Origin of the sequence: Yersinia vastinensis, from assembly GCF_044905075.1 — a bacterium.
In the GTDB taxonomy this organism is placed as follows: Bacteria; Pseudomonadota; Gammaproteobacteria; order Enterobacterales; family Enterobacteriaceae; genus Yersinia; species Yersinia vastinensis.
The window spans coordinates 246,633-259,986 of sequence record NZ_CP173260.1; the positions used below are offsets into that span (position 1 = coordinate 246,633).

A 13,354-nucleotide genomic window follows, 5' to 3' on the forward strand; every position below is an offset into this window, starting at 1 on the left:
TCAAACGCGCTCGTCAATAAATCATCTGAAGGGGGGAGCACTCCCCCTTCTTGCTTTACTCCGCTTAACCCACGCTTTCAGCCGCTTCTTTTACCTTGGCTTTACCGTGTTCAGCACTAGAAAACCAATTCAGTTTCTCACGTAAGCTGACGACGCTACCAACAATAATCAGGCTGGGGCTGCACACTTGCTGGGAAAGCAATGCCAATTGACTCAGTTCGCCACTAACAACTCGCTGATGTCGCGAAGTACCATTTTCAACCAGCGCTACCGGTGTTGTGGCTGACATGCCGTGTCGAATCAATTGCTGCTGGATCTCGCCGGCTTGCGATAGCCCCATATAGAACACCAGCGTTTGTTTTTCTGCCGCCAAATTAGCCCAATCTAACTGACTGTCTTTCTTGGCGTGGCCAGTAATCAGCCGTACACTTTGTGCATGATCGCGGTGAGTCAGTGGGATGCCACTGTAGGCAGAACAGCCGGAAGCGGCGGTGATGCCCGGAACCACTGAAAATGGAATATTCTCGTTCGCTAGCGTTTCCAACTCCTCGCCACCACGACCAAAAATAAACGGGTCGCCGCCTTTTAAGCGCACCACACGTTTTCCTTGCTGCGCTTGCTGCAACAAAATTTGATTAATTTGCTCTTGAGGGACAGTGTGGCGGCCCGATGATTTGCCAACAAAAATCCGCTCGGCATCGCGGCGCACCAGATTCATCACTTCATCAGAAACCAACCGGTCATACACCACCACATCGGCTTGCTGAATTTGCTGCAAACCTTTCAAGGTGAGTAAACCCGCATCGCCCGGTCCCGCGCCAACTAACACCACTTCTCCACGATCCGCCAGTGGGGCGTTAAATAACTGCTCAATGTGCTTCTCAACTTGTCCTTGATCCTCATTTGCCAGTGATTGCGCCAAACGGTCATGGGTTAGCAATTTTTCCCAAAAACGGCGTCGATCCACCATTGCAGCAAAATGTTGTTTCACACGCTGGCGCAAATTGCCCGCCAACTGTGCCAGTTGCCCCAAATGTTGTGGCAGTATGGCTTCAAGTTTTTCCCGCAGTAGTCGGGCCAATACTGGTGCTTTACCGCCGGAAGAGATGGCAATCATGATAGGAGAGCGGTCAATGATCGACGGCATGATAAAGCTGGTGCGTTTGGGGTCATCGACCACATTACAGAATACCCGCTGCTGGTTGGCACTTTGGTAAACTAATGCGTTGACGGCCACTTGATCCGTTGCCGCAATGACCAGCCACTTTTCAGCCAGCAGTTCGGGCGCAAACTCACCATGAACCAATGAAAGTTTCCCCTCATCCGCCCAATCGTAAAATTGCGGTGTAAATTCGCAAGCATTGACGGTGACGGCGGCACCCGCATCCAGCAGCAGGCGGGCTTTACGTTCAGCAACTTCACCACCACCGACCAGCAGGCAGGCTTTGTGTTGCAGTTGGCAGAAAATCGGGAAGTAGTCCATCGGCAATCCTTCAAGTTAAGGCCGCGTGTGGCAAAACCAGCCCCTGCGGGCTGGTTATTCATAGTTATTACTGCTTAACCGCCTGTGGTGTATTGATTGCCGCAGGTTGTGGGCGCTGATCTCGTGGGGTGGCATACCAGTAGCCCAGCCCCATAAATACAGCCCCAGACAGGGTGTTCCCCAGCGTGACCCACAACAGGTTGTGGCCAATACCATTTAAGGTGTAAGCCTCGCTGTGATTGCCAAACCAAGACAATGCGAACAGGGTCATGTTGGCGACGGAGTGTTCATAGCCAGAGGCAATAAAGGCCAGCAAACACCACCAGATAGCGATAAATTTCGCTGCACCTTCAACACGAATTGCCATCCAGATCGCCAGACAAACCAGCCAGTTACATAGTACACCTTTGAAGAATAAGGTCATAGCCGGTGCAGAGGTTTTTGCCAGCGCGGCGGTGTGCACCAAACTGGTGTCAACCGGAAGTAAACTGCCGCCACCGTAGTAGTAGAGCAGAGCGACAAAAACAGAACCCAGTAAGTTCCCCAGCCACGTTTGTGGTAATACCGCCCACATCTGGCTGGATTTAATGGTGCCGGCTTTAACCCCGAAAGTCAGGAACATGGTGTGGCCGGTGAATAACTCAGAACCGGCGATGATCACCAAGGTCAGCGCCAGACCAAAAGTTGCCCCCATCACTAATGGACGATAGGCGGGATCGATTAAGTTACCCAGTGTGAAAATCAGAATAATGCCAAGGCCAACATAGGCACCGGCCATGGCGGAGCCAATCCAAAAACCTAACGGGCTTTCTTTGGCCAGTTTGACGATTCGGGCCGCATTGGCCGCGCATTTATTGATGGTGTCGCTATACATTGGATGTGTCCAAAAGTTATGTTGTCTAAATCCGCTATAGTTGGATTTTTCCGTTATTTATCAGGCTTTCACTTGCACAATGCCGTCACGGACTCGCACGTCATAATGGGCAACCGAGCGAGTTTCATCTTCCATACACAAACCATCATGTAATCGGAAGTGCTGCTTTTTCAGTGGACTGGCAACCCACAAATCGCCTTGATGCTCGGCAATTAACCCACGAGACAGCACGCTAGCTTGTGCAAAAGGGTCGATATTGCTGATGGCGAAGACCTGCTCGTCAGCGTAAGGGCGGAAAACCGCGACTTGATGCTCACCAATCAGGCCACATACACCGCTACCGGGTAAAATGTCGTTTAATGGGCAAAGTGGGATCCACTGACTCATAGGTTATCCTCCAGTTCCAGTACCCGGACAGGGATGCGTTCATCTGGGCGTGCCGGGCGATGTTGTTCGCGCTCACGCACCACTTGTACATTTGGGTCGCGTAGCGGGCTGTTAATAAAGTGGGCGAAACGCACTTGTGCCGCAGGGTTCTCGACAGTGGCTTTCCATTCGCAGGTCACTTTGTCGCGCAGGCGGGCAATATCGGTTTCTAACTGCTCGTTGATGCCCAGTTTGTCGTCGATTATCACGGCGCGTAGGTAGTTAATACCGCCTTCGAGGCTTTCCAGCCAAACCGAGGTGCGTTGCAGTTTATCGGCAGTACGGATATAGAACATCATAAAGCGGTCGAGGTAGCGCATCAGAGTCTCTTCATCGAGATCCGCCGCCAGTAAGTCCGCATGACGTGGCTTCATCCCACCGTTACCGCAGACATACAGGTTCCAGCCATTTTCGGTAGCAATGATCCCCACATCTTTACCCTGTGCTTCAGAACATTCACGGGTACAGCCAGAAACCCCAAACTTCATTTTGTGTGGTGTACGAATGCCTTTGTAGCGATGCTCTAGCGCGACACCAAAGCCGACGCTGTCACCCACACCATAGCGGCACCAAGTGCTACCGACACAGGTTTTCGCCATGCGCAATGCTTTGGCATAGGCATGCCCGGTCTCAAAGCCCGCTTCAATCAGTTGCGCCCAAATTGCCGGCAGGTCATCTTTCTGTGCGCCAAACATCCCCACTCGCTGAGAACCGGTCAGTTTGGTGTACAAATTGTATTGTTTGGCGATACGGCCAATGGCTAACAGGCCATCTGGCGTGATCTCGCCGCCCGGTGATCGCGGAATGACCGAGTAGGTGCCGTCTTTTTGGATATTGCCGAGGAAGTTGTCGTTGGTGTCCTGCAATGGCATGTGCTGCGGAGCTAAAATGTAGTCATTCCAGCAGGATGCCAGCAACGAACCGATGGTCGGTTTACACACTTCGCAGCCGTAACCTTTGCCATATTTTTCCAGCAAAGCATCGAAGCTCTTAATCCCCTCGACGCGAATCAGGTGGTACAGCTCTTGGCGAGAATAGGCGAAGTGCTCACATAAATGGTGATTAACTTCAATACCTTGTTTACTAAGCTCTGCATTTAATACTTGAGTGACCAGTGGGATACAGCCACCGCAACCCGTACCCGCTTTAGTGGCGGATTTCAGCGCAGCAACAGTATGGCAGCCCTGGCCAATAGCTTGAATGATGTCGCCTTTGGTGACGTCAAAACAGGAACAAATTTGTGCAGTATCCGGCAGAGAATCAACCCCCATCGCCGGTTTGCTGCCAGCATGAGCGGGTAAAATCAGGCTATCTGGGTTTTCTGGTAGCTCAATGTTGTTCAGAGCCAGTTGCAGCAGATTGCCGTAATCACTGGTATCACCCACCAGCACGGCCCCTAACAGGGTCTTATTATCGGCACTGACCACTAAACGCTTATAAATTTCTTTACTTTCATCCAGATAAACATAGCTACGGGCGCCTTCAGTACGGCCATGAGCATCACCAATCCCGCCGACATCAACTCCCAGCAGTTTCAGTTTGGCGCTCATATCCGCACCGTAGAAAGCATTCTCGCGGCCCAGCAAATGGTCGGCAGTCACTTGTGCCATTTTGTATCCTGGCGCGACCAACCCGAAAGTGCGTTCTTGCCAGGATGCACATTCGCCAATGGCGTACACATCTGGGTCGGAAGTCTGGCAATAGTCATTAATGGCGATACCACCACGGCGTGCTGTGGCTAAACCGCATTGATGAGCCAGCTTGTCTTGTGGACGAATACCGGTGGAGAAGACGATGAAATCGACTTCCAGTTGTGTACCATCGGCAAACAGCATAGTTTTGCGGCTGTTTTTACCAGAGTGAACAATCTCTTGGGTATTTTTTCCGGTGTGGACTTTCACCCCCATGCGCTCAATTTTCTGGCGCAATTGGTCGCCCCCCATCGGATCAAGCTGTTCGGCCATTAAAACGGGCGCAAACTCAATCACATGGGTTTCAACGCCCAAGCTTTTCAGCGCACCTGCGGCCTCTAACCCTAACAGCCCGCCGCCAATGACGGCCCCGCGTTTACTGCGGCGGGTACAAGCTTCGATGGCATTCAAATCTTCAATGGTGCGATAGACAAAGCAGTCTTGTCCCTCGCTACCTTTAATGGGCGGGATCCACGGGTAAGAACCCGTTGCCATAATCAGCTTGTCGTAATACAGAGTACGGCCGCTGTTGGAATGGATAACTTTCTCAGTGCGGTTGATGGTAATGGCACGTTCACCAACCAGCACTTTGACACCGTGTTTTTCATAAAAGCCTTCGCGAACCAGTGACAGTTCTTCAGCTGTATGATGGGAAAAGTAAGATGAAAGATGAACCCGGTCATAAGCGATGCGTGGCTCTTCGCAAAATACGGTTATCTCAAATTGGTCTTTATCTGCTTTATCCAATAGGTCTTCAATAAAGCGGTGGCCGACCATACCGTTGCCGATGATGGCAAGTTTGACTTTGCTCATTTTTGCCTCAAATTTTAGTTTTCTACCCTCACATTAATCTTCCACACAGCGTATTTATTGATGTAAATCAATTAGCCTCCTATATACCTCTAAGGTGGTAGATGCATGATTTTTAACGTTTTTTATAAGTTGCGGATTTTACTCATCTTTAGCTGAATGGATTCAGTTTTGAAATGGTGTTTTATTTAAAGAAAATCGGGCGAGTTGCGGTGAGTGGGGTAAGCTAAAGCCAATAACTCATCTATGATGACGAGAGTACTAACTCATATTGGAGGCATCGATGGCGGGCCAATGTTTACAGCATCATTTAGTCACCACAATCAATAATGTGCGTCTTGTTGGGCAAGTCGGGTTATGGCAGATAGCCATTGCAGACGGCAAGATTACTGCCATTTCCCCACAGCCGGAACAGCTTGCTAGCGGTACTGGCGTATTGGATGCATTGGGGGGGTTGGCATTACCGCCATTTATTGAGCCACATATTCATCTGGATACGACCCAAACTGCAGGGCAACCAAGTTGGAACCAGTCTGGCACTCTGTTTGAGGGCATAGAGCGCTGGGCGGAGCGCAAAGCCATGCTGACCCGTGAAGATGTTAAACAGCGCGCATGGCAAACACTGAAATGGCAAATTGCCAACGGAATTCAGCATGTACGTACCCATGTGGATGTGTCAGATCCCAGCTTAACGGCGCTGAGTGCCATGCTGGAAGTCAAAGAAGAAGTCAGCCCGTGGGTCGATATGCAAATTGTCGCGTTCCCACAAGAAGGAATTCTTTCCTATCCAGATGGTGCGGCATTACTGGAAGAAGCACTGCGGCTGGGTGCTGATGTGGTCGGTGCCATTCCTCACTTCGAATTTACCCGCGAATATGGCGTCGAATCACTGCACATTGCTTTTGCTCTGGCGCAAAAATACCAGCGGCTGGTGGATGTGCATTGTGATGAAATTGATGATGAACAGTCGCGTTTTGTTGAAACCGTGGCGGCATTGGCGCATCGGGAAAACATGGGGGCGAGAGTGACCGCCAGCCACACCACGGCAATGCATTCCTATAATGGCGCTTATGCTTCTCGATTATTCCGCTTGTTGAAAATGTCCGGTATTAACTTTGTTGCTAACCCACTGGTCAACATTCATCTGCAAGGGCGCTTTGATACTTATCCAAAGCGGCGCGGTATTACGCGAGTTAAAGAGATGCTGGCGGCAGAGATTAATGTCTGTTTCGGTCATGACGATGTCTTTGATCCGTGGTATCCACTGGGCACGGCCAATATGTTGCAGGTGCTACATATGGGATTACATATTTGCCAGTTAATGGGATACAGCCAAATCAATGATGGACTGAATTTAATAACCACCCACAGTGCTAGAACATTGAATTTATCGGATTACGGTGTGCAACCCGGCAACAGCGCCAATCTGATTATTTTGCCCGCCGACAGTGGTTTTGATGCGGTACGACGGCAGGTCCCAGTACGCTATTCAATTCGTCATGGTGTGGTGATCGCCAAGACGCAACCCGCAGAGAGTCGAATATATTTGGGACAAGAGGAAGTCATTAACTTCAAATAGACATGAGTTTCAAATAGGACGGGGAGTGCCCTACAACCACAAGGATCGTAGGGCAGTAAAACAGGTCAATCAGTGAGTCACGTGACCGTGGCTGCGGTGTTTAGTGAAGAAGCCAAGAATCAGACACATCACAAATACCGTCAGATACAGCCCATTGGCTGTGGCCAGTGCAGCATGAACGCCACTGTTTGCCACAATCGGGCCGGTCACCACGAAAGTGAGCATGGTACCAACAGTGCCGCAAGTTAGAATGAAGTTCACCAGTTTTGGTGAAGACACCTTGGTTTGCAGTGAACCCAGAGTAATCAGTGTGGTGTAAATGGCACTGGAGACAAAACCTAACGTCAGAATGTAGTAGCTCAGGTGTTCTGGGTTATTGGTAGTGACAAACATATACATCGCCAATGTTGCCAGCGCCGCCAATATGGTCACGATACGTTGCAGGTCGAAGAAGCGCAGGATAAAGCTGAATACCCACATCCCAATCATGTAAGAGATCCAGAAATTACTGACCAATTGCCCTGCCTGGCTGATATCCATGTTGAAGGTTTTGGTCGCGTATTCAGGCACCCACTGGATGAAACCGAGTTGTCCAAGGATATAACACAATGCGGCAATCGACAGGAACAGTACGCCAATGCCCCATTTCTCTTTCACAACAGGCTTGCTCTGGTCAGTAGCTTTATGGCCCAGAACCGGGAATTCAGAGCACAGTGTCAGCACGAAAATCCCCACATACAGTAAACCAATACATGCATAGACCCAGTACCATTCAATATGGCGAGCCAGCAGCATGGCGGCTACTACCGGGAAAATCATCCCAGCCATGCTGAAAAATGAGTCAGTGAACAGCAGGCGTGAACCGCGTTGGCGGCCTTCATATATATGGGTGACCAAGAAGGTGCCTATCGACATGGTGATCCCACTGACTACCCCAAGGATAAACATGCTGATGGAGAAGACCAGCAGACTATGGCCAACCATCAATCCGGCAATGGCAATGAGCATCAGAATAAAACCAAACACCAACTGACGCTTTAATGGAATGATTTCCATCAACCAGGCATTGAGGAAAATAGAGATCAAGATGCCTGCGTTAAGGAACGTAAATGTGTTACTCATACTGGCAATAGGCAGATTGAAATATTCTGCGATATTCCCCATCACCATCCCGGTGACAATAACTAACGCACCTGTCAGGGCGTAAGAAAAGTAACTGATCCAAGTTAGTCGAATGCGGTTGCTGTTATTCATAGATGGGGCCTGTGTCAGCATAGTGTTAAGACAATATAAGTAAGAACATACATAAATGGGGTTCAAACCAGTTCAGTACTGAGGGCGCGGATCCTAGCACAGGCATAGTGAGTTTTTGTGATTTACATCCAACTTTTAATGTAATGCATGAAATGTAGTTATGAATAATCGTGAGGCGTCACAAATTAACACCTTAAATCTTAGGTGGGGCAACGGAATCGCGCTGGATGATGGCCGGTGGGAAATTGACGGGGGGAATGAGCGGGTTAATCAGTAATTGTGTGGCATATTGCGCCATTTCGACGATGGGAAAATGCAAGCTGGTTAATGCTGGGCTGACAAAAGGGGCGCGCTCACCACTGTCATAGCAAAGCAGTGAAATATCTTGCGGCACTTGCAAGTGGTGCTTATTAATCGCTAGCAAAGCACCAATAGCCATTTCTTCGTTACAACAATAAATGGCAGTCGGCAGTTGCGGTTGTTTAAGGATCTCATCAGCACGCTGATGACCACTCTCCAGATCGTAAACCCCTTCCACACAGGCGACAGGTTCTAAACCAGCCAATTGCATCGCATCAATAAAACCTTGGCGACGCAGTTCACTGGAATGGCGCTGGGCGGAACCACTGATGCACGCAATGCGGCGGTGTCCAGCATCAATAAGTACCTGCGTTGCCATTTGACTGGCACGACGATGATCGAAAGTGACACAACGGGCTTCAAGGCCGGGAACCAACCTATCTAATAAGACGAATGACCGCCCAGCCGTAGCGAGCTGGCGTAATCTCTCGTCACTGAGAAAACGGACATGCAAAATTAAACCGTCGCAGCGTAAGTTATACAGGCGCTGAATAGCCTGCCACTCCTTATCTGCGTTATCCCGCCCCTGAGTCACGAGCAACTGTTTACCCTGAGATTCAGCTTCGGTTTGCACGAAATCCATCAGTGCGCCAAAAAATCCCCCCCGATATGAGGTGGTCACCAGCCCCAGCGTATTGCTTTGGCTAGAAGCGAGTGCGCGCGCAGCAGGATTGGGGGTGTATCCCAATACTGCCACGGCTTGTTCGACTTTTTCGCGAGTCAGGGCTTTAACATTGGTATCACCGTTGACCACGCGGGAAACCGTAGCGCGGGAAACCCCGGCTAATACCGCGACGTCTTCCAGTGTTACCATTTTTAACTCCCAAGTTGAAACGTAGGCGACCGTGAAAAATAAAAGCCGCCACAATAATGAATTTATCGCTACAGATCTGTGAACTGAGGCAAGTAAGGTTTATTTGCCTGTAGAACATCATCGAGTAGCGGTTGCGCAATACTGGCGTTAGCTATCAGTGGATTAGTCACTAACGCTAACAAGGCACTGCGGCGATCCCCATGTACAGCCGCTTCAATCGTCAGACGTTCATAGGCTTTTACTTGCTGAGTGAGTCCATGCATAGATACCGGTAAAGGGCCAAAAGTGAGTGGATGAGCACCTTTCGCATCAACAATACAGTTAGTTTCTACCACTGAACTATCAGACAAGCCACGAATCGCCCCCCGGTTCGTCGTATTCACAACTAGTTGCGTACCTAAATTATTATGAATTGCACGAATAAGTTCCAGTGCGACTTCGGAATAAAATGATCCGCCACGGAAACTCAGTTGCTCAGGTTTGCTGTCCAGATGGGGGTCAGCGTACAGGTCAAACAGCTCTTTTTCTACTTGCATGACTTGCTCTGCTCGCGTACCACGTTCAGCCGCGGCGGCCTTTTCTTCTGCCAGCATATCTTGTGTCTGGTAAAAATAGCGATGGTATGGGCAAGGAATCGCCCCCATTGCGCGCAGGAACTCCGGCGGCCATGGCGCTTCTTTAATATTGTTCATAGTCAGCGAAGCACCGTCACACAGCATGTCCAGTACATCGGCGGTGACATCCTTACCCTGCTGTAGAACCTCATGCACCCAGACCATATGGTTTAGGCCAGCAAAGCGCAGTTGGATATCTTCATACGGTGCTTGCAGTAAATTAGCAATCATATGGTGCATGCTGATTGGCACATTACACAGGCCGATGATTTTTGCTTTGCTATAGCGGGTTACCGCTTCAGTCACGATCCCGGCGGGATTGGTGAAGTTGATTATCCAAGCATCAGGGGCCAGTTTTTCAACGCGTGCGGCGATATCGAGCATCACCGGAATGGTGCGTAACGCCTTGGCAAAGCCGCCTACGCCCGTAGTTTCTTGGCCGAGTAGATTATATTTTAGCCCCAAGCGCTCATCGGCTGCCCGTGCAGGGAGTTGGCCGACACGAAATTGTGTTAAAACAAAACTGGCCCCTTCGATAGCGGTATCAAGGGAGAAGTGAACACTGACTTTCACCTGATCCAGCCCATGGCGGTCCAACATTCTTCGCGTTAGGGCCGCGATGATTTCCACTTTTTGACGACCTAGCTCAACATCAGCCAGAGCCAGTTCGGTGACTGGTAATTGGTCAATACGTTGAATCAATCCATCAACCAACTCAGGGGTATAGCTACTGCCGCCACCAATAATGGCAATTTTAAAGGTTTTCATCTTAGGCCTCCAAATGGGTAAAATAGAAATGAGAGCGCTCTCATTTGGTTGGAAGACTAACGATTAACCAGAAACAAAATGCGATGTTTCTCGCAAAAATGTGAGGCAAGAGGTAAAAAAAGAGGCAGGACGTGATCTCTCTCGCAGAATTTCACTACTGCCAGTCATTAGCTATATGGTTTACTTTGGCTAATTAATCGCCGTTTTACTGTTTATCTGCCTGAGTTGCGGATTTTCAGCAAGAATGCGCATTCTGTTACGTAAATATCCGTAAATGGGTGGCATTGAGCGGGGTAGCTCTCTAGAATCAAAGCGCTTTTCCGCTGTTCGCATCCCACAGAAAGGAACCGTAAATGTTCAAACGTACTTTAGTGACCTTCATCGCCCTTTGTTCCCTCAGCGCCGTAGCGCCTGCTGCTTTAGCGGCCGGTGAGCCTCATGTGTTATTAACGACGTCAGTTGGGAATATTGAGCTGGAGCTCAATAGCCAGAAGGCACCGGTTTCAACACAGAACTTCGTTGATTATGTTAACAACGGTTATTACAACAACACCATTTTCCACCGTGTCATTCCTGGCTTTATGGTTCAGGGCGGCGGGTTTACGGCTGATTTCAAACAGAAAACTGCTAAAACGCCCATCAAAAATGAAGCGGATAATGGCTTGCGCAATTTGCGTGGCACCATCTCTATGGCCCGTACCGCAGATAAAGACAGCGCCACCAGCCAGTTCTTCATCAATGTGGCGGACAACGCCTTCCTTGATCATGGTCAGCGTGACTTTGGTTATGCCGTATTCGGCAAAGTGGTTAAGGGAATGGACGTAGTAGAGAAAATCTCTCAGGTTCAGACCGAAAATGTGGGTCCGTATCAGAATGTGCCGGTTAAGCCGATCACTATTCTGTCGGCAAAAGTATTACCCTAAATTATCCTTCGTCCATGACGTTGCGGGGGGTTAGCTACGCCCACTTAGCCGAATGACTGACGTTTGTAAGCTCATCGGGATAAGTTCACTTGCTGCCCACCTGCAACGCCAATGGCTTTGGGTAAATATTCTATCCCCACCGAAAATTAGCTCGTCTGCCCAAATAGGTTGCTTATAATCAAATATCTGACTCAGCTTGGGGTAAAGATCCATGAGTGAAACATTGCTTATCGCGAAAGCACAACCAGCACAGGATTTAGTCATTTTATCGGCACTGGCAAACCGTCATGGTTTGATTACCGGAGCGACGGGGACAGGTAAAACCGTCACCTTACAAAAAATGGCGGAGCAATTTTCTCGCATTGGCGTACCCGTATTTCTGGCTGATGTGAAAGGCGATTTATCTGGGATTGGTGCGGAAGGTGTCGAGTCAGAAAAACTGCTAGCACGGCTGGCCGCGATAAGTATCACTGACTGGGAACCACAGGCATGTCCTATTGTGCCTTGGGATATTTTTGCTGAAAAAGGCCACCCCATCCGGGCAACCATTTCTGATCTCGGCCCACTGCTGCTGGGGCGTTTACTTGATCTCAATGAAGTGCAAAGCGGTGTATTGCAACTGGTCTTCAAGATTGCAGACGACAACGGCCTACTGTTGTTAGACATGAAAGATTTGCGCGCTATCGTGCAATACGTCGGTGACAATGCAAAACAGTTTCGCACGCAATACGGCAATATTACGCCAGCCTCAATTGGTGCTATTCAGCGCGGTTTATTGACCCTCGAAGAGCAGGGTGCCAATCAATTCTTTGGTGAACCGATGCTGGATATTCACGATTTAATGCAGACTGACAGCAACGGGCAGGGTGTTATCAATCTTTTGGCGGCAGACCGGCTCATCAATCAGCCCAAACTGTATGCCATTTTCCTGCTGTGGTTGCTGGCGGAACTTTTCGAGCAATTGCCGGAAGTGGGGGATGTCGATAAGCCTAAGTTGGTCTTCTTCTTTGACGAGGCCCACTTGCTGTTCACTGATGCCCCTGCGGCGCTGGTGGATAAAGTCGAGCAAGTGGTGCGGCTAATTCGCTCAAAAGGGGTTGGCATCTATTTCGTGACACAAAACCCACTGGATATCCCTGATAAGATATTGGGGCAATTGGGTAACCGAGTGCAGCATGCGTTGCGTGCTTTTACCCCTCGAGACCAAAAAGCGGTGAAAGCTGCGGCACAAACCATGCGAGCCAATCCAGCATTCAGTGCTGAACAAGTGATCACCGAGCTTGGTGTTGGCGAAGCACTCATTTCGTTTCTTGATGAGAAAGGGCGGCCCAATGTTGTTGAACGGGCTATGGTGATTGCTCCGCAATCCAAAATGGGGGCATTGGATGCCGCAGCACGAAATCACGCCATTAATCACTCGCCATTGTATGGTCGCTACGAAGAAATGGTGGACCGCGAATCAGCTTATGAGAAGTTATCCGCAGGCGGCTTCTCTACCATGGGTGACGCCGCCGCAGGCGATACATCAGCCTCCCGACCCGCGGGGGCACCTCAACAACCAGCAAACGAGGGCGGTGGTTTGATGGATGGGCTGAATGATTTGTTGTTTGGTTCAACCGGCCCACGTGGTGGTAAGCGTGATGGTATCGTCCAGACGGCGGCCAAAAGTATGGCTCGCGATCTGGGGCGGCAAATTTTGCGCGGAGTTCTGGGGTCAATTACCGGTGGGCGCAAACGCTAACCATTTTTTGGATATGA

The 13,354-nt window shown here is 49.7% G+C and carries 10 protein-coding genes; 3 read left to right on the top strand and 7 right to left on the bottom strand.

Features of this window, described 5'->3' with window-relative positions; translation table 11 throughout:
- Positions 1-64 precede the first annotated feature (64 nt).
- The 4 genes from cysG to nirB form a co-directional block, all read right to left on the bottom strand.
- A complete protein-coding gene (gene cysG, locus ACIOG0_RS00930) occupies positions 65-1,483 on the bottom strand; it encodes a siroheme synthase CysG (protein WP_050099564.1) in 1,419 nt (472 codons plus the stop codon).
- A 67-nt stretch (positions 1,484-1,550) separates the two neighbouring features.
- Positions 1,551-2,357, bottom strand: a complete 807-nt coding sequence (nirC, locus tag ACIOG0_RS00935; RefSeq protein WP_050140000.1) for a nitrite transporter NirC — start codon at positions 2,355-2,357, stop codon at positions 1,551-1,553.
- A gap of 60 nt (positions 2,358-2,417) precedes the next feature.
- Positions 2,418-2,744: a nitrite reductase small subunit NirD gene (gene nirD, locus ACIOG0_RS00940; protein ID WP_050123740.1), complete on the bottom strand. Its 327-nt coding sequence runs from the start codon at positions 2,742-2,744 to the stop codon at positions 2,418-2,420.
- On the bottom strand, positions 2,741-5,287 hold the full coding sequence (gene nirB / locus ACIOG0_RS00945) for a nitrite reductase large subunit NirB (protein WP_145582063.1): 2,547 nt from the start codon (positions 5,285-5,287) through the stop codon (positions 2,741-2,743). The genes nirD and nirB overlap by 4 nt, the downstream gene beginning before the upstream one ends.
- Positions 5,288-5,567: 280 nt before the next feature.
- On the opposite strand from nirB, the gene ACIOG0_RS00950 reads away from it, so the two are divergent.
- Positions 5,568-6,863: a cytosine deaminase gene (locus ACIOG0_RS00950; RefSeq protein WP_050139998.1), complete on the top strand. Its 1,296-nt coding sequence runs from the start codon at positions 5,568-5,570 to the stop codon at positions 6,861-6,863.
- Between the two features lie 69 nt (positions 6,864-6,932).
- Here the strand turns inward: ACIOG0_RS00950 and tsgA are convergent, their stop codons facing one another.
- The 3 genes from tsgA to ACIOG0_RS00965 form a co-directional block, all read right to left on the bottom strand.
- Positions 6,933-8,117 (bottom strand): MFS transporter TsgA, encoded by a 1,185-nt coding sequence (tsgA, locus tag ACIOG0_RS00955; protein ID WP_050099569.1) that lies wholly within the window; start codon positions 8,115-8,117, stop codon positions 6,933-6,935.
- Between the two features lie 193 nt (positions 8,118-8,310).
- Positions 8,311-9,291 (bottom strand): LacI family DNA-binding transcriptional regulator, encoded by a 981-nt coding sequence (locus tag ACIOG0_RS00960; protein WP_050099570.1) that lies wholly within the window; start codon positions 9,289-9,291, stop codon positions 8,311-8,313.
- A 68-nt stretch (positions 9,292-9,359) separates the two neighbouring features.
- Entirely contained in the window at positions 9,360-10,673 is a 1,314-nt protein-coding gene (locus tag ACIOG0_RS00965; protein WP_050099571.1) for a 6-phospho-beta-glucosidase, read from the bottom strand.
- 353 nt (positions 10,674-11,026) lie between these two features.
- On the opposite strand from ACIOG0_RS00965, the gene ppiA reads away from it, so the two are divergent.
- Together ppiA and ACIOG0_RS00975 are read left to right on the top strand one after the other, a co-directional pair.
- Complete coding sequence (gene ppiA, locus ACIOG0_RS00970) at positions 11,027-11,596, top strand: peptidylprolyl isomerase A (protein ID WP_050099572.1); 570 nt, start codon at positions 11,027-11,029, stop codon at positions 11,594-11,596.
- A gap of 211 nt (positions 11,597-11,807) precedes the next feature.
- Positions 11,808-13,337 (top strand): helicase HerA-like domain-containing protein, encoded by a 1,530-nt coding sequence (locus ACIOG0_RS00975; protein ID WP_145582061.1) that lies wholly within the window; start codon positions 11,808-11,810, stop codon positions 13,335-13,337.
- Positions 13,338-13,354: the final 17 nt, after the last annotated feature.